Below are 17,378 nucleotides of genomic sequence, written 5' to 3'. Positions count from 1 at the left end.
CGTCCCCTACGGCAGCTCGAACCCCGGGTTCAGCCCGCCCAGCGCGTTCACGCACAGACAGTCCCGCTCCTCCGTCGCGGGCAGCGCGGCCACCGCGTCGAACAGGACACCCCGCATCCGGTCCACGTTCGCCGCGAACACCCGCAGCACCTCCTCGTGGGAGACGCCCTCACCGGTCTCGGCGCCCGCGTCCAGGTCGGTGACCAGGGTCAACGACGTGTAGCAGAGCTCGAGTTCACGGGCGAGGGCCGCCTCGGGATGGCCCGTCATGCCCACCACCGACCAGCCCTGCGCCTGGTGCCACAACGATTCGGCACGGGTGGAGAACCGCGGCCCCTCGATCACGACGAGCGTCCCGCCGTCCACCGGTTCCCACTCCCGCCCGCGCGCCGCCTTCAGCGCGGCCGAGCGGCCGGTGGGGCAGTAGGGGTCGGCCAGGGACACGTGCACCACGTTGGGCACCGAGCCGTCCGGCAGCGGCAGCCCGTCGAAGTACGTCCCAGGCCGCGACTTCGTCCGGTCGACCAGCTGATCCGGCACCAGGAGCGTGCCGGGGCCGTACTCGGGACGCAGACCGCCCACCGCGCACGGGCCGAGCACCTGGCGCACGCCGACCGAGCGCAGCGCCCAGAGGTTGGCCCGGTAGTTGATCCGGTGGGGTGGCAGATGGTGGCCGCGTCCGTGCCGGGGCAGGAAGGCCACCCGCCGGCCGGCGAGGTCACCGAGGAAGAGGGAGTCGCTGGGAGGCCCGTACGGGGTGTCCACCTGGATCTCGGTCACGTCGTCCAGGAACGAGTAGAAGCCCGAGCCGCCGATTACGCCGATCTCTGCGTTCGCCATGACCAGCACAGTAGCGGGCGCCGCTCACCCGCCCGATCCGGCTCCCGGAACCCGGCGGCCCCTGGGCTGTCCGAAGGCACCGCAAGCACCGCAGGCACCGCAGGCACCGTGACCACCGCAGGCACCGTGACCACCGCAGGCACCGCGACCACCGCAGGAGTGCCGGAGAACACCCGGGACCCCGCCGTCGTACGACGGCGGGGTCCCGGGAAGGAAGTCTGCTAGGCGGCGGAGCTGCCCGCGGAGGTTCCGGAGCTGGACGGCTTCGAGTCCGAGGAGGACGACGAAGACGACGACGAGGACGAAGGCGTGCCCGAGGGCGTCGACGACTTCGCCGGCGACGCGGCCGGCGAGCTGCTCGACGAGGAGCCGCGGCTGTCGTTCCGGTAGAAGCCGGAGCCCTTGAAGACGATGCCGACGGCGGAGAACACCTTCTTCAGGCGGCCACCGCAGTTGGGGCACTCGGTCAGGGCGTCGTCGGTGAACTTCTGCACCGCCTCGAGGCCCTCGCCACACTCGGTGCACTGGTACTGGTAGGTCGGCACTTGTCTTCCTCCTGGCACTCTCACTCAGTGAGTGCTAACGACGGTCCATACTGACGCATTCCCGGGTTTCAGTCCACCGTGACCGGCAAGCGGTGACCGACGCCACGTGCGACAGTACGGCCCCGCGGCCGTCCCACCAGCCGTGAACGCAGCGCCAGCAAGGTCCCCAGGGCCAGGACCGTACCGGCCAGCGGCACCAGGAAACCGGCGCCGCCCCAGAAGCGGTCCTCCAGCTGACCGGCGGCCGTGACGGCCACCCCCTGGCCGAGCGCCACGGCGCCGGTGAGCCAGGTGAACGCCTCGGTGCGCGCGCCCGCCGGGACCAGCCCCTCGACCAGCGTGTAGCCCGTGATCAGCGCGGGCGCGATGCACATGCCGACCAGCAGGCCGAGGCCCGCCAGCAGGGGCACGGAGTGCGCGGCCCACAGGCCGGACGCGGCCAGGGCCAGCGCCGCGTACCCGACGACCAGACGCCGCTGCGGGGCCGACTTCCAGGCGACGGCGCCGCAGACCAGGCCGGAGATCATGTTGCCGGCGGCGAAGGTGCCGTACAGGACGCCGTTCAGGCCGGGCTCGCCGATCGACTCGGTGAACGCGGCCAGCGAGACCTGCATGCCGCCGAAGACCGAACCGATGCCGAGGAAGGCCACGATCAGCACGCGCACGCCGGGGATGCTCAGGGCGGAGGCGTGCTCCACGCGCGCGTGCCCCTTGACGGCGACCGAGGGCTGCGTGCCCTTCTGCGCGGCGAACAGCAGGCCGCCGATCAGGGTCAGCGAGGCCTCCGTCACCAGGCCGGCGGCCGGGTTCACGGCGGTGCACAGGGCGGTCGCCAGGAGCGGGCCGAGGACGAAGGTCAGCTCGTCCGTGACGGATTCGAAGGCGGCCGCCGTGGTCATCAGGGGCGAGCCCTTCAGTCTCACACCCCAGCGGGCCCGCACCATCGGGCCGACCTGCGGGACCGAGGCGCCGGTGGGCACGGCCGCCACGAACAGCGCCCACAGCGGGGCGTGGCCCAGGGCGAGCGCTGTCAGGACCAGTCCGGAGATCGAGTGCGCCAGGACGCCGGGGACCAGTACGGCGCGCTGGCCGTAGCGGTCGGCGAGGCGGCCGGTCCAGGGCGCGCACAGCGCCATGGAGACACCGGTGACGGCGGCGACGGCGCCCGCGACGCCGTACGAGCCGGTGGTGTGCTGCACGAGCAGCACGATGGAGATGGTGAGCATGGCGAACGGCTGGCGCGCGGCGAAGCCGGGCAGCAGGAACGTCCAGGCGCCGCGCGTGCGCAGCAGGTTTCCGTACCCCGGGCGGGGCGGTGCCGAAGAGTCCTTCGACGGCTCGGAGGTGACCGTGGATGCCACGGCCCGTGCCTTTCTGCCGCCTGGTAGCGCGACCCCTCGTGAGTACGGGCGGCGCCGAGAGCTGTCCTCTTGCGCGCACTGCGGTAGATACCGGTGCCCACGGGGGGAGATGTTCCGGCCGCCATACGGTCGCGCCAGCTCTGCGTCAGACAGAGTTGGTTCGATCAAGGTGTGCCTTCATCGTACAGGGATCACTGCCCGCCGTACCTGTGAAAGTGAGCACCATGGGCGGGACGGCCTCCGAATGACGGCGGTGTGAACACCACGAAACCTGCGCTCAACGCGTGTCCGCGCCGTCCGTGCCCAGCCAGTCGGCCAGTTTGCCGCCGTGCCCGACGGCGCGCAGCCGCCGCTCCGCAGCGTCCCGGACCGGGTCGGTGGCCACGACCAGGAGTTCGTCGCCGCGCCGCAGCACCGTAGTCGGCAGCGGCACGAAGGAGGTGCCGTCGCGTACGACGAGGGTGACGGCGGCCCCGGCGGGCAGCCGCAGCTCGTTGACCTCGACGCCGTGCATCCTGGAGCCCTCGGGGATCGCCACCGACAGCAGATGCCCGCGCAGCCGCTCCAGCGGCGCCGACTCGATGCCGAGGTCGGCGGCCTCGGCATCCTTGCCCAGGTGGAGCTTGCGGGCCAGCCAAGGCAGCGTCGGCCCCTGGATCAGGGTGTAGACGACGACCAGGACGAAGACGATGTTGAAGATCCGGTGGCTGCCCTCGATGCCGCTCACCATAGGGATCGTCGCCAGGATGATGGGCACCGCGCCGCGCAGGCCGGCCCACGACATGAGCGTCTGCTCCTGCCAGGGCACGCGGAACGGCGTCAGGCACACCACGACGCTCAGCGGACGGGCCACCATGGTCAGCACCAGGCCGATGATGAGGGCGGGCAGCACGTCGTCGCCCAGTTCGTGCGGGGTGACGAGCAGACCGAGCAGGACGAACATGCCGATCTGGGCGAGCCAGCCGAGTCCGTCGGCGAAGCCGCGGGTGGCGGGCCAGTGCGGGAGTTTCGCGTTGCCCATGACCATGGACGCGAGGTACACGGCGAGGAAGCCGCTGCCGTGTGCCAGCGCACCCGCCGCGTACGCCGTGACCGCGATCGCCATCACCGCGATGGGGTAGAGGCCGGAGGCGGGCAGGGCCACGTGCCGCAGCCCCCACGCGCCCAGCCAGCCGACCGCGATGCCGATGGCGGCGCCGATGGCCAGTTCCAGCGCTATCTCGCCCAGCAGCACGTACCAGTGCTCGACGGGGCCGATGGTGGAGAAGGAGACGACCAGGATGACGACCGGGGCGTCGTTGAAGCCGGACTCGGCCTCCAGGGTGCCCGTCACGCGGGAGGGGAGCGGGATCTTGCGCAGGACGGAGAAGACCGCCGCCGCGTCCGTGGAGGACACCACCGCGCCGATGATGAGCGCCTGCCGCCACTCCAGCCCGACCAGGTAGTGGGCGGCCGTGGCGGTGACACCGACGCTCACGGCGACCCCGACCAGCGCCAGCACCGAGGATGCGGGCAGGGCGGGCCTGATCTCCTTCCACTTCGTGCCGAGGCCGCCCTCGGCCAGGATCACGACCAGGGCCGCGTACCCGATGACCTGGGTCATCGCGGCATTGTCGAAGTGGATGTTGCCGATGCCGTCCTGGCCCATGAGGACGCCGATGCCCAGATACACGAGCAGGCTGGGGAGCCCGCTGCGCGAGGAGATCCGGACCGCCGCGACGGCGACGAGCAGGACGAGCGAGCAGACGAACAGGAGCTGGTTGAGGTGGTGGACAGTCAGCGGCGGTTCCCTTCACTGGCGTGCACGACTCGCACACGGGGCGCATGGACATCGGACACGAAGCTGAGGCGCTCCGACCCAACTACTTCGTTACCTTACCTAACTCTTGACGATTTCTTGACGCTCGCCGGTGGAAGATCGAACATCCACACGTGCTGGTTGCCGACTCCGCGTCAAGTGGTCCGGACCCCTGCGCCTATGGTTGCTCCAGCGTTCATTCATAGTCATAGCCCGACCTGCCGCTCGCGTTAGGACAGCAAGGACAGCGATGCCCCCCAACACCACCGCCTCAACGGGCGACAAGCCCGCCAAGTCCGGCAGGAAGAAGGGGCGCAAAGCCCGACTTTTCGTGCTTGTCCTGGTGCTGGCCATCATCGGAGGCATCGCGTACGGCGGCTACTGGTCCATCAGTACCGTCCGCGCCTCCTTCCCGCAGACCAAGGGTTCGATCACGCTGGACGGCCTGTCCGGTCCGGTGGACGTGAAGCGGGACGGCTACGGCATCCCGCAGATCTACGCCTCCACCGACGAGGACCTGTTCATGGCACAGGGCTTCGTCCAGGCGCAGGACCGGTTCTACGAGATGGACGTGCGCCGTCACATGACGTCCGGGCGCCTGTCGGAGATGTTCGGCGAGAGCCAGGTCGACAACGACGAGTTCCTGCGCACCCTCGGCTGGGACCGCATCGCCAAGCAGGAGTACGACGGCAAGCTGTCGGGCCCCACGAAGAAGTACCTCGACGCGTACGCCAAGGGTGTCAACGCCTATCTCCAGGGCAAGGACGGCGAGGACATCTCGCTGGAGTACGCGGCGCTCGGGTTCACCAACGACTACAAGCCCGCGCAGTGGACGCCCGTCGACTCGGTCTCCTGGCTGAAGGCGATGGCCTGGGACCTGCGCGGCAACATGCAGGACGAGATCGACCGCGCCCTGCTGACCAGCCGCCTCGGCCCGCAGCAGATCGCCGACCTGTACCCGCGGTACCCGTACGACCGCAACAAGCCGATCGTGCAGGAGGGCCGGTACGACGAGCTGACCAAGACGTTCGAGCAGGGCGGCTCCGGTGACTCCTCCCAGGGTTCGTCGGAGGACGGCTCCTCGGACGGCTCCTCCGCGGACGGCACGACAGGCGATTCGGGCACCTCGTCCGACGGCACGTCCGACGGCTCGTCCGACGGCACGTCCGGCTCGGCCCTGGAGGGTCAGCTCGCGGGCCTCTACGACGTCCTGGACGACCTGCCCACGGCGGTCGGCGTGAACGGCAACGGCATCGGCTCCAACTCCTGGGTCGTCGGCGGCAAGCACACCATCACCGGCAAGCCGCTGCTGGCCAACGACCCGCACCTGTCGGCCTCGCTGCCGTCCGTCTGGTACCAGATGGGCCTGCACTGCCGCACGGTCTCCGCCAGGTGCGGGTACGACGTCTCCGGCTACACCTTCGCGGGCATGCCCGGCGTGGTCATCGGCCACAACGCGGACATCTCCTGGGGCATGACCAACTCCGGCGTCGACGTCACCGACCTCTACCTGGAGAAGCTGTCCGGCAACGGCTACCTCTACGACGGCAAGGTCAAGCCCTTCCGCCAGCGCGAGGAGACCATCAAGGTCGCCGGCGGCGCGGCGAAGGAGATCGTCGTCCGGGAGACCGAGGACGGGATGCCCCTGCTGTCCGACCGTGACGACGAACTGGTCGAGGTCGGCGAGAAGGCCACCGTCGACGACGACGCCCCCGACCGCGGGAACGGCTACGCGGTCGCCCTGAAGTGGACCGCGCTGGAGCCAGGCACCTCCATGGACGCCGTGTTCGCCATGAACAAGGCGGCCGACTGGGACGACTTCCGCGAGGCGGCCTCGAAGTTCGACGTGCCCTCGCAGAACCTGGTCTACGCCGACACCAAGAACCACATCGGCTACCAGCTGCCCGGAAAGATCCCCGTGCGCGCGAAGGGCCTCGACGGGTCGGTCCCCACCCTGGGCTGGGAGTCGAAGAACGAGTGGAACGGCTACATCGACTTCAAGGAACTGCCCTACGAGTACGACCCGGCGCGCGGCTACATCGTCACCGCCAACCAGGCCGTGGTCGACCCGGAGAAGTACCCGTACACGCTCACCACGGACTGGGGCTACGGCACCCGCAGCCAGCGGATCACCGACCTGATCAAGGGGAAGATCAAGGGCGGCGGCAAGGTCTCCACCGACGACATGCGCCAGATGCAGCTGGACAACGACAGCCTGATCGCGCGGCTGCTCGTCCCCACGCTGCTGAAGATCAACCTGGACGACCCCGACGTCCGTGAGGCGCAGGAGCTGCTCCGGGGCTGGGACTACACCCAGGACGCCGACTCGGCAGCGGCCGCCTACTTCAACGCGGTCTGGCGCAACATCCTCAAGCTGGCCTTCGGCCACAAGCTGCCCAGGGAACTGCGTGTCGAGGGCCAGTGCCTGTGGGTCGACCCGGTCGACACCACCGGCCCGGTCGACGACAAGGACAAGGTCCGCGAGTGCGGTCAGCGCGACGGCGACCAGGCGCAGCCGGACGGCGGCGACCGCTGGTTCGAGGTCGTGCGCAACCTCATGGAGAAGACGGACAGCGACTGGTGGACGACACCCGAGGTGGGCACCCGCCCCGGCGCCGAGAAGGACCGTGACGAGCTGTTCGAGCGGGCCATGATCGACGCCCGCTGGGAGCTGACCGCCAAGCTCGGCAAGGACATCGACACCTGGAGCTGGGGCCGGCTGCACCGCCTGTTCCTGACGAACCAGACCCTGGGCACCAGCGGCCCCGGCATCCTCCAGGACATCCTCAACCGCGGCCCGTGGAAGCTCGGGGGCGGCGAGGCGGCGGTCAACGCGACCGGCTGGAACGCCGCGGGCGGTTACGACGTCGTGTGGGTGCCGTCGATGCGGATGGTGGTCAACCTCGACGACCTCGACAAGTCGAAGTGGATCAACCTCACCGGCGCCTCGGGGCACGCGTTCAGCGCCCACTACACCGACCAGACGGACAAGTGGGTCAAGGGCGAGCTGCTCGACTGGTCGTTCGGCAAGAAGGCGGTCGACGACAGCACGAGCGACACCCTGGTACTGAAGCCGTGAACAGGTGAACTGCTGAAGGGGGCCCTCCACGCGCGCGTGGAGGGCCCCCTTTCACGTGAAGCGGCGCACGCCCGACGGTGTGACGACGGCGTGCACCGGCCGGTCGTGCGGCTCCTCGGGGACGTGTGAGACGACCTCGCTGTCGTACAGGAGCACCACCAGCGAGGGATCAGCGCCCGCGCGTTCCAGCCGCGCCAGCACGCGGTCGTACGATCCGCCGCCGCGGCCGAGGCGCATGCCGCGCGCGTCGACGGCGAGGCCCGGCAGCAGCACCACGTCGGCGTCCGTCACGGCGTCCGGCCCCAGCCGGTCGCCCGCGGGCTCGAACAGGGCCATCCTTCCGCCGTGCCGGACCCGCGTGAGAGAGCCCTCGCCGGTGTACGCCCCCCAGTCGAGGTCGTTGTCGGGCAGCAGCGCCGGGAGCAGGACGCGCACCCCCCGCGCGAGCAGCGCGTCCAGCAGCGCGAGCGTTCCCGGCTCACTTCCGACGGAGACGTACGCCGCCACGGTGCGGGCGCGCGCCAACTCGGGGAGGCACAGGGCCTGCCCGGCGAGCGAAGTGGCGGCCTCTCGCAGGTCATCAGTCGTCAACCTGTCCCTCACCGTGATGAACTCTCGCCGCAACGTACGTTTGTGAGACTCCGCTCCGCCTTCGGTGTGGCTCATGTGTGGCTCCCGTGCGATTCCCATCCGCTCATATGATCATTATTTAACCGGGGCCACATTTTCCTCACAAAGCCACCGGATAAGGTTCCCGACATGACTCAGTCGCACCCCAGGATCAGCAAGGCTGTCATCCCCGCGGCCGGCCTCGGCACCCGGTTCCTGCCGGCGACCAAGGCGACTCCCAAGGAGATGCTGCCGGTCGTGGACAAGCCCGCGATCCAGTACGTGGTCGAGGAGGCCGTGTCCGCCGGTCTCGACGACGTCCTCATGATCACCGGACGCAACAAGCGCCCGCTGGAGGACCACTTCGACCGCAACTACGAACTGGAGTCGGCACTTCAGAAGAAGGGCGACGCCGCCCGCCTGGAGAAGGTCCAGCAGTCCAGCGACCTGGCGACCATGCACTACGTGCGACAGGGCGACCCCAAGGGACTCGGGCACGCGGTGCTGTGCGCGGCCCCCCACGTCGGGCAGGAACCCTTCGCCGTTCTGCTGGGCGACGACCTGATCGACCCCCGCGACCCGCTGCTCCAGCGGATGACCGAGGTCCGTGAGCAGCACGGCGGAAGCGTCGTCGCGCTCATGGAGGTCGCCCCCGAGCAGATCCACCTCTACGGCTGCGCGGCCGTGGAGAGCACCAGGGACGCCGACGTCGTCAAGGTGACCGGCCTCGTGGAGAAGCCGGACGCGGCGGACGCCCCCTCGAACTACGCGATCATCGGGCGCTACGTCCTGGACCCCGGCATCTTCGAGATACTGCGCCGGACCGAGCCCGGCCGGGGCGGCGAGATCCAGCTCACCGACGCCCTCCAGCAGCTCGCCGAGGACGAAAAGGCCGGCGGCCCGGTGCACGGCGTCGTCTTCAAGGGCCGCCGCTATGACACAGGCGACCGCGGCGACTATCTGCGTGCCATTGTCAGACTCGCGTGCGAACGTGAAGACCTGGGGCCGGACTTCCGGTCCTGGCTTCGCAGTTACGTCACCGAGGAGATGCAGCAGCCTTGAGCACCGCCGCGCCCAGCGCCACCGGCCAGGACCGTCTGTGGTCGGTGGACGAGCACCTGGAGGACATCCTCGCCGCCGTCCGCCCCCTGGAGCCCATCGAGCTGCAACTGCCCGATGCCCAGGGCTGCGTCCTGGTCGAGGACGTCATGGTGGCGGTCTCGCTGCCGCCCTTCGACAACAGCTCGATGGACGGATACGCGGTACGGGTCGCGGACGTCGCGGGCGCGAGCCAGGAGTACCCGGCCGCCCTGGAGGTCGTCGGGGACGTCGCCGCGGGCCAGGCCGATCTCCTGCACGTAGGGCCGGGACAGGCCGCCCGGATCATGACCGGGGCCCCGCTGCCGCCCGGCGCCGAGGCCGTCGTCCCCGTGGAGTGGACCGACGGAGGCCTCGGCGAGGGCCCGGTCCACGGGATGCGCGCCCGCAGTCTCGGCCCGGAACAGACCTCGGGGCAGGTACGCGTCTACCGCTCCGCCGAGGCCCGCGCGCACGTGCGCGCGAAGGGCAGCGACGTGCGGGCCGGCGACCGCGCCCTGGAGGCCGGCACCGTCCTCGGCCCGCCGCAGATCGCCCTCCTCGCCGCCATCGGACGCGGCACCGCGCGCGTACGCCCGCGCCCGCGCGTGGTCGTCCTGTCCACGGGCAGCGAACTCGTCCAGCCCGGCGAGGAACTGCGCAGCGGTCAGATCTACGACTCCAACAGCTTCGCCCTCACCGCCGCCGCGCGCGACGCCGGAGCCATCGCCTACCGGGTCGGCGCGGTCGCCGACGACGCCGAGACCCTCCGGTCCACCATCGAGGACCAGCTGGTCCGCGCCGACCTCGTGGTCACCACCGGCGGCGTGAGCGTGGGGGCGTACGACGTCGTCAAGGAAGCCCTGTCGCACGTCGGGGACGAGGACGAGGCGGGCAGCGGCATCGACTTCCGCAAGCTCGCCATGCAGCCCGGCAAGCCCCAGGGCTTCGGCTCCATCGGCCCCGACCACACCCCGCTGCTCGCCCTGCCCGGCAACCCGGTGTCGTCGTACGTCTCCTTCGAGCTGTTCGTGCGGCCCGCGATCCGCGCCCTCATGGGGCTCGCGGACGTCCACCGGCCCACCACGCGCGCGACGCTCGCCGCGGACAAGGCGCTGACCTCGCCGAAGGGGCGCAGGCAGTTCCTGCGCGCGACCTGCGCCGAGGGTGCCGTGCGCCCCGTCGGCGGCGCCGGCTCACACCTGGTGGCGGCCCTCGCGCACGCGGACTCGCTGATCGTCGTCCCCGAGGACGTGGAGTCCGTCGAGCCGGGTACCGAGGTCGAGGTCGTGCTGCTCGGCTGACCTGCACACACATGTGCAGGTCAGCAAGCCGGTCCTGGTCCGCCGCGGGTCCCCGCATAGGGGTACCGTGTCGCGCACAACACGCCCGGACCGGGAGCGCCACACCACCATGACTGTGCCTTCCCGGGGGAAGACCCCCGGACCCCCTGTGCAGGACCGACTGACGCACATCGACGAGGCCGGCGCCGCCCGCATGGTCGACGTTTCCGCCAAGGACGTGACGGCACGGACGGCGCGGGCCAGCGGGCGCGTCCTCGTCTCGCCCCGCGTGATCGAGCTGCTGCGCGGCGAGGGGGTCCCCAAGGGGGACGCCCTGGCCACCGCCCGGATCGCGGGCATCATGGGCGCCAAGCGCACGCCCGACCTCATCCCGCTGTGTCACCCCCTGGCGGTCTCCGGTGTGAAACTGGACCTGTCGGTCGCGGACGACGCCGTGGAGATCACCGCCACGGTGCGGACGACGGACCGCACGGGCGTCGAGATGGAGGCCCTCACCGCGGTCTCCGTCGCCGCGCTCACCGTGATCGACATGGTCAAGGCGGTCGACAAAGGAGCGGTCATCACGGACGTCCGGGTCGAGGAGAAGACGGGCGGCAAGTCGGGCGACTGGAGCCGGCCGTGAGCGCCGCTGCGTACCGCGCGCTGGTCGTGACCGCCTCCAACCGCGCCTCGGCCGGTGTCTACGAGGACCGGGGCGGCCCGCTGATCGCCGACGGCCTCGAAGGCTTCGGCTTCACCGTCGACGGTCCCCGGGTCGTGCCCGACGGGGACCCGGTGGAGGCCGCCCTGCGCGCCGCCGTGGCGGCCGGCTACGACGTGGTCGTCACCACCGGAGGCACCGGCATCTCACCCACCGACCGCACGCCCGAGGCGACCCGCGCGGTGATCGACCACGAGGTGCCCGGCATCGCGGAGGCCATCAGGGCGTACGGCCGCGACAAGGTGCCCACGGCCGTGCTCTCGCGGGGCCTGGCCGGAGTGGCGCAGCGCACGCTGATCATCAACCTGCCGGGTTCCACCGGCGGGGTCAGGGACGGACTGGCCGTCCTGGAACCCCTGCTGGCGCACGCCGTGGACCAGCTCCGCGGCGGCGACCACACCAGACCCGGCGCCGGCCAGGGGGGTGCCAGCTGAACAGCCCGTCCTGGCCCGTCGAACTGGCGGAGGGCGACATCGTCCTGCGGCCGATAAAGCTGCGCGATCAGCGGGCCTGGCGCGAGGTCAACCGGCGCAACCGGGACTGGCTGCGTCCCTGGGAGGCGACCATCCCGCCGCCCGCGCCCACCGGACCGATCACCCACCGGCCGACCTACCGGCAGATGGTCCGCCATCTGCGGTCCGAGGCGAACGCGGGCCGGATGCTGCCGTTCGTCATCGAGTACCAGGGGCGGCTGGTCGGGCAGTTGACGGTCGCCGGGATCACCTGGGGGTCCATGTGCTCCGGGCACGTCGGCTATTGGGTGGACGAGTCGGTGGCCGGCCGCGGGGTGATGCCGACGGCCGTGGCGATGGTCGTGGACCACTGTTTCCGTACCGTCGGACTGCACCGCATCGAGGTCTGCATTCGGCCCGAGAACGGGCCCAGCCGCCGGGTCGTGGAGAAACTCGGATTCCGTGAGGAGGGGCTGCGGCCGCGTTATCTCCACATCGACGGAGCCTGGCGCGACCATCTCGTGTTCGCCCTCACGGCCGAGGAGGTGCCGGAAGGACTGCTGAGCCGCTGGCGGCGCAACCGTCCGCGCGGTGCGCCCCGCGACCCGCAGAACACCCGCGGGAATCCCGCAGCCCCCGGAAATTGAATAAGTGTTCGAAAATGATCGGGTAGTGACCGTCTGAGGCATTGAATTCGCCGCTCCAGCGGCCTGCTGATCGGATCGGTCACAAAAAAAGCTCGAAATATCAGCCAGATCGTGCGACACACCGGCTCAATTGGCGGATGGCCTCACGCAAACCCCTCTACCGTGTGAGGCGTGAGCAGCAGCGGCCTCATCTACGCAGTCATCGTCGGGGCCTGGGCCGCCTACTTGGTGCCGATGTGGCTCCGTAGGCAGGACGAGCTGAACGAGGCCCGTCCGACCGAACGCTTCAGCACCGCCATCCGGCTCCTGTCCGGACGAGCGGGCATGGAGCGCCGGTACGCCAAGGACCTGCGGGCGCGCTCCGCCGAAGAGGGGGAGGAGCCCGACGCCGACGTGCCGGACGGCGCCACCGACTCGGTGGACGTCCGTGCCTTCGCCATGCCTCCGGCCCGTCCGCAGGTCAAGGCGCCGGTACCGGAACGCGAGCAAGCCCGCCCGGAGCCGACCCGCGAGCAGGTCGCCCAGGCGGCACGCGACGCCCGTGACGCCCGTGAATCGCGCGAGCAGTCCGCCAGGGCGGCGGCCCGTGAGCAGGCGGCCAGGGCCGAGCAGGCGTCCAGGGCCGAGCAGGCCGCCAGGGCCGAGCAGGCGTCCAGGCCCGCGCAGCAGTCGGGCGCGGCCCCGGCGCATCAGCGCCTGCCCGACGGGCGGCGCACGCCCTCCGCGCCGGCGGCCTCCGCCGCCGCTTCCGCGCAGGCGCAGGCGGCAGCCGCGCGTGCCCGGCGCATGAAGGTCCTCGCGCGCCGCAGGCGCACCACCGTCGTTCTCTTCCTCGCCTTCACCCTGGGCGCGATCGTCGCTGCCGTCGGCGGACTCGCCTTCCTCTGGGCGCCCGGCGTGCCCGCCGTCCTGCTCAGCGGATACATCGCCCATCTGCGCTCCCAGGAGCGCCGCCGCTTCGCCTACCAGATGGACCGCAGGCAGGCCGAGGTCGCGGCCCAGCGGCTGCGTGAGCGGCAGCCGCGCCGCCGGGCGGCCGCCCCGGCCGCCCACGCCTGCGCCTCCGTCGACCCCGGCCTCGACGCCGGCGCAGAGGAGCCGCACGAGGGCCCCGAGGCCGAGACCGATCCTGGCCTGGTGGCGCTCGCCGCGGACCGCAGGGCGCTCGTCGAGCAGACCGACCACGCCGAATGGGTCGACCAGCAGCGCGAACGCGAGCGCCGGCCGGGTCACGGGGACAGCTGGGACCCGGTGCCGGTGCCGCTGCCGACGTACGTGACCGCGCCGGTCGCGCCGCGGGCCACCTCCGACGTGGACCTCGGGGCACCGGACACCTGGAGCTCGGCCCGGTCCAGCTCCGTCGCGCCGGAGCAGGAGGCGGCCGGTGAGGACTCCGGCCCCGACGCCGCGGACGACGCGCAGGACGAACCGGACGGGGACACCGGCCGGGCGGAGGGCGGCGAGCGCACCGACGCGCGCCGCGCCGCGTCGGCCCGGCGCTCCCGCGAGCGGGGCCGCACGCCGCTGTTCGACCAGTACGAGGACGGCGACCGGCCGCGCGCCGCCAACGAGTGAGCGTCGGCGAGCGGACGGCGGGCGGCCCCCGCGCGACGCCGTATTCGCGGTGGTCGGGGGCTCGGGGAACGGATTTCCAAGCACCCCGAGGGGGATGCTAGAGTTTCACTCGTTGCAAGGGCCTGTGGCGCAGTCTGGTAGCGCACCTCGTTCGCATCGAGGGGGTCTGGGGTTCAAATCCCCACAGGTCCACGCAGCATAGGGGCCCGTTCCTGTAAAGGAACGGGCCCCTTGCCATGGGCGGGTGTGGCTCGAGCGTGCAGCAACGCGCGCGGCCCCCAACGGGTTCAGCCTCCTTGCGGCCCTGTACGGACCGGACGCCCCTCCGTCCCTGCGGCTGCTTCAGCGGGTTCAGTCCCTGCGACAGACGTGCATGCAGCAGTACTTCGTCGACAACGTGCAGCACCAGCTCACGGCCACTGCCATGAACTTTCACCGCCTCAGCGCATGGTGGAACGACACTGCGAAAGCTCGCACTCGCACATCACACGTGCCAGCCCTCCGGCCAGTCCCTAGCCGTCCACCAACGAGGCCACCAGGAGCGTCATGGCGGACCGTGGGTCAGGCGTGCCGGGCCAGCTGGTCAGCAGAAGGTGGTGGGCGGTACCGACGATCGCGAGAGCCATGGTGCACGGGTCGGCGGTCTCCGCCACCCTTCCGAGCCCCTGCTCGGACTTCAGATAGCCGGTGACGGCCTCCTGGATCGCGGTGAAGCCCGGTGCACCGCCTTGCATGGCCGCGCGGATGCGCAACGCGGCGGCAGGGCGAGCCATGGCCAGGCCCGACAGTGCCGGGCCGCCGGAGTCGAACAGCGCGAGGACGACAGCGTCGAGGTTCCGTGCCACCGTGCCCTGCCCGGCGAGCACCGACAGCGCCTGCGCCTTCGCCGCCGTCCGAGCGAACCGGTCGAGGCAGAGCTCGGCCACGAACTCGTCGAACCCTGCGAAGTGCGCGTGCAACAGCCCCTTGGCACAGCCCGCCTCGGTGGTGACCGACCGGCTGGTGAGCGCGCCGGGACCGTCCCTCTCCACGACACGCTCGGCGGCCGCGAACAGCCGCTCGCGCACGTCCGGCGTCGCCACTCCGCGCGGTGACATGGGCCTCTCTTCCGTTCTGCCGCTATCACCCACAGGGGGTGCAACTCATTGGATGGTAGCGGCAATTGTTTATTTGGGCATGCGCCCATACAGTTTGGGCGCACGCCCATCATCCGTCGTCCCACCTCAGGAGGCGCCCGTGTCGGACGTCGTCAACACCGACCAGGCAAAGGCATGGAACGGCCCCGAAGGCGCCCATTGGGCACGCAACCAGGACCGCTGGAACGCCGTGAACGAGGGTTTCGACGAGCCTCTGCTCGAAGCCGCTGCGACAACCGCGGCTGACCGGACGCTCGACCTCGGCTGCGGCTCCGGGCAGACCACGCGCCTCGCCGCGCTCCGCGCACCCCGAGGGAGCGCGCTGGGTCTCGACCTGTCCGGCCCCATGCTGGCTGAGGCGCGGGCCCGCGCGGAGAAGGACGGCATCACCAACGTCTCCTTCGCGCAGGGCGACGCGCAGGTGTATCCCTTCGAGCCCGGCGCGTTCGACGCGGCGATCAGCCGCTACGGGGTGATGTTCTTCGCCGACCCCGTAGTGGCCTTCGGCAACGTCGGCCAGGCGCTGCGAGCCGGCGGGCGCCTGGCGTTCGTCTGCCCGGCCGATGCCATGCTCAACGACTGGGTGGCGGCAATGGCGTCACTGCGCGACTTCCTGCCGGTCGGCGACTTCGGGAGGACGGGGCTGCCCGGCATGTTCTCCCTGGCCGCCCCGAACCACATCCGTGACGTCCTCACCGCGGCTGGATTCACCGGCATCACCATCACCCAGACGCAGGTGCAGGGGGCGTGGGGACGCGGAGCCGAGGACGCGGCGGAGTTCCTGCTGGGAACGGGCCCCGGTCGCCACCTGATGGAGCAGGCCGACGCGACTGCACGGGCCCGCGCCCGGCGCACCCTGACGGAACATCTGCGCGACCACGAGGCGACGGACGGCACGGTCCGGCTGCGCAGCACGTCGTGGCTGGTCACGGCAGGTCGCCCGGCCGACCCGTCGGACAGGCCCTGACCAGCCGGTGGGCATTCTCGGTCTTGGCCGGTTCGTCCTTGTGTGCGGGCACTGATCCCTACGAACACCATGGCGAACCCGGCGGGCCGGATTCGCCAACAGTGTCGTGAGGTTGCAGGGGCTCGGTCGTGTGCGGGGTTCAGCCGTGCTGGGGCGGGCGGGTCGGCCAGCGGGTCGTCTCGCCGAAGAAGCCGTCGATGGCCACGGCCTCGCCGGCCGCGCGGGCCTCCCGGTAGACGTGCAGTCCCACCGCGAGGTCGAGGACGCCGAGGCCGAACGGGGAGAAGATGACCGGCTTGTCGGTGCCTGTGCTGACCTGGCCGCGGATGTGCTGGGCGAGGGTGCCGGTGATGAAGTCACGGTGCCCGTACTTCTGTTCCGCGAGGTGCGGCGAGGTGTTGGCCTTCAGACAGTGGTCGATGTCGTCGACGACGTTGTAGGCGTCGTTGATCAGTTCGGGGCCGATGTCCCTGAGGGAGATGTTCAGGACCACCTGGCCGGAGGCGAAGGCGCCCGCGTCGAGGACGTACGGTTCCGAAGCCGTCGTCGCGAAGACCACGATGTCGGCCTTGAGCAGGGCGACTTCGAGGCTTGCCGTGGTCGACGTGCGGTAGCCGAGGTGGTCCTGGGAATGGGCGGCGAGCGCCTCGGCGTACTCGGGGACCTTGTCGTGGACGGTGACTCCGCCGAACTGCCAGCCCTGCGCGGCGAAGAACTCCAGGATGTTGCGGGCGATGATGCCGCCGCCGATCACCGAGAGGTGCCCGGCAGTGCGGGAGCCGGACAGCTGCTCGGCGGCCAGGACGGCGGAGGCGGCCGTACGAGCGGCGCTGATCTGGGAGGCCTCCAGCAGGGCGAACGGGTAGCCGGTGGCGTAGTCGTTCAGCAGGAGGGCGGCGCTGGCGCGGGGGATGCCGTCGGCGATGTTCTGCGGGAACGAGCCGATCCACTTGATGCCGGCCACGTCGTGCTCGCCGCCGAGGTAGGCGGGGAGCGCGATGATGCGGGCGTCCGGCTTGTCGGGGAAGCGCAGGAAGTAGCTGTCGGGGTTGACCGAGTCGCCGTCGTCGTGGGCGAGGTACGTGGAGCGCACCTCGCGCACGATCTCGGGACGGGAGCGGGCGATGACCTCACGGGCCGTGGTGCCGCCGACCACACTGAACTCGAACACGGGGCTGCCTTCCGTCGGGGTGCGGGTGGTGGAGGTCATCGGCCTGCCGCCGCGCGGGCCGATGACCTCCACCACCCGCACCCCGACGGAAGGCAGCCCCGTGTTCGAGTTCAGTGT

At 70.9% G+C, this 17,378-nt stretch carries 15 protein-coding genes and 1 tRNA gene; 9 read left to right on the top strand and 7 right to left on the bottom strand.

Features of this window, described 5'->3' with window-relative positions; translation table 11 throughout:
- Window positions 1–6: 6 nt before the first annotated feature.
- The 4 genes from P1P75_RS29880 to P1P75_RS29865 form a co-directional block, all read right to left on the bottom strand.
- The gene (locus P1P75_RS29880; RefSeq protein WP_319261215.1) at window positions 7–840 is read right to left on the bottom strand and encodes an S-methyl-5'-thioadenosine phosphorylase; all 834 of its coding nucleotides are present in this window, start codon (window positions 838–840) and stop codon (window positions 7–9) included.
- 221 nt (window positions 841–1,061) lie between these two features.
- Entirely contained in the window at window positions 1,062–1,385 is a 324-nt protein-coding gene (locus P1P75_RS29875) for an FmdB family zinc ribbon protein (protein WP_319261212.1), read from the bottom strand.
- Window positions 1,386–1,453: 68 nt separating this feature from the next.
- On the bottom strand, window positions 1,454–2,746 hold the full coding sequence (locus tag P1P75_RS29870; RefSeq protein ID WP_319261209.1) for an MFS transporter: 1,293 nt from the start codon (window positions 2,744–2,746) through the stop codon (window positions 1,454–1,456).
- A gap of 277 nt (window positions 2,747–3,023) precedes the next feature.
- Window positions 3,024–4,526, bottom strand: a complete 1,503-nt coding sequence (locus tag P1P75_RS29865; RefSeq protein WP_319261220.1) for a potassium/proton antiporter — start codon at window positions 4,524–4,526, stop codon at window positions 3,024–3,026.
- A 268-nt stretch (window positions 4,527–4,794) separates the two neighbouring features.
- Between P1P75_RS29865 and P1P75_RS29860 the strand changes: the two genes are divergently transcribed.
- Window positions 4,795–7,623, top strand: a complete 2,829-nt coding sequence (locus tag P1P75_RS29860; RefSeq protein WP_319261207.1) for a penicillin acylase family protein — start codon at window positions 4,795–4,797, stop codon at window positions 7,621–7,623.
- 51 nt (window positions 7,624–7,674) lie between these two features.
- Here P1P75_RS29860 and P1P75_RS29855 read toward each other — a convergent pair whose 3' ends face one another.
- Window positions 7,675–8,289 carry a 5-formyltetrahydrofolate cyclo-ligase gene (locus P1P75_RS29855; protein WP_319261204.1) on the bottom strand — a complete coding sequence of 205 codons (615 nt, stop codon included), beginning with the start codon at window positions 8,287–8,289 and terminating at the stop codon, window positions 7,675–7,677.
- Between the two features lie 93 nt (window positions 8,290–8,382).
- Here P1P75_RS29855 and galU point away from each other — a divergent pair, with 93 nt between their 5' ends.
- The 7 genes from galU (at window position 8,383) to P1P75_RS29820 (ending at window position 14,179) form a co-directional block, all read left to right on the top strand.
- On the top strand, window positions 8,383–9,294 hold the full coding sequence (gene galU, locus P1P75_RS29850) for a UTP--glucose-1-phosphate uridylyltransferase GalU (RefSeq protein ID WP_319261201.1): 912 nt from the start codon (window positions 8,383–8,385) through the stop codon (window positions 9,292–9,294).
- Window positions 9,291–10,613 (top strand): gephyrin-like molybdotransferase Glp, encoded by a 1,323-nt coding sequence (gene glp, locus P1P75_RS29845; protein WP_319261198.1) that lies wholly within the window; start codon window positions 9,291–9,293, stop codon window positions 10,611–10,613. Before galU ends, glp begins: the two co-directional genes overlap by 4 nt.
- Window positions 10,614–10,722: 109 nt before the next feature.
- Window positions 10,723–11,235: a cyclic pyranopterin monophosphate synthase MoaC gene (gene moaC, locus P1P75_RS29840; protein WP_086770570.1), complete on the top strand. Its 513-nt coding sequence runs from the start codon at window positions 10,723–10,725 to the stop codon at window positions 11,233–11,235.
- On the top strand, window positions 11,232–11,747 hold the full coding sequence (locus P1P75_RS29835) for a MogA/MoaB family molybdenum cofactor biosynthesis protein (protein WP_319261194.1): 516 nt from the start codon (window positions 11,232–11,234) through the stop codon (window positions 11,745–11,747). Before moaC ends, P1P75_RS29835 begins: the two co-directional genes overlap by 4 nt.
- Window positions 11,744–12,412 carry a GNAT family protein gene (locus P1P75_RS29830; RefSeq protein WP_319261218.1) on the top strand — a complete coding sequence of 223 codons (669 nt, stop codon included), beginning with the start codon at window positions 11,744–11,746 and terminating at the stop codon, window positions 12,410–12,412. Before P1P75_RS29835 ends, P1P75_RS29830 begins: the two co-directional genes overlap by 4 nt.
- A gap of 171 nt (window positions 12,413–12,583) precedes the next feature.
- Window positions 12,584–13,987, top strand: coding sequence for a gephyrin-like molybdotransferase receptor GlpR (glpR, locus tag P1P75_RS29825; protein WP_319261191.1), 1,404 nt, complete (start codon window positions 12,584–12,586; stop codon window positions 13,985–13,987).
- A gap of 118 nt (window positions 13,988–14,105) precedes the next feature.
- Window positions 14,106–14,179: transfer RNA gene (locus P1P75_RS29820), tRNA-Ala, on the top strand.
- 320 nt (window positions 14,180–14,499) lie between these two features.
- Here P1P75_RS29820 and P1P75_RS29815 read toward each other — a convergent pair.
- On the bottom strand, window positions 14,500–15,084 hold the full coding sequence (locus tag P1P75_RS29815) for a TetR/AcrR family transcriptional regulator (RefSeq protein ID WP_319261189.1): 585 nt from the start codon (window positions 15,082–15,084) through the stop codon (window positions 14,500–14,502).
- 139 nt (window positions 15,085–15,223) lie between these two features.
- Here P1P75_RS29815 and P1P75_RS29810 point away from each other — a divergent pair, with 139 nt between their 5' ends.
- Window positions 15,224–16,090: a class I SAM-dependent methyltransferase gene (locus tag P1P75_RS29810; protein ID WP_319261186.1), complete on the top strand. Its 867-nt coding sequence runs from the start codon at window positions 15,224–15,226 to the stop codon at window positions 16,088–16,090.
- Between the two features lie 139 nt (window positions 16,091–16,229).
- Here the strand turns inward: P1P75_RS29810 and sbnB are convergent.
- On the bottom strand, window positions 16,230–17,378 hold a 1,149-nt coding region (gene sbnB / locus P1P75_RS29805; protein WP_319261183.1), incomplete at its 5' end, for a 2,3-diaminopropionate biosynthesis protein SbnB.

Source organism: Streptomyces sp. ID05-39B (genome assembly GCF_033794725.1).
GTDB classification, from domain to species: Bacteria; Actinomycetota; Actinomycetes; order Streptomycetales; family Streptomycetaceae; genus Streptomyces; species Streptomyces bobili.
This window is presented reverse-complemented; position numbering and strand designations above follow the sequence as displayed.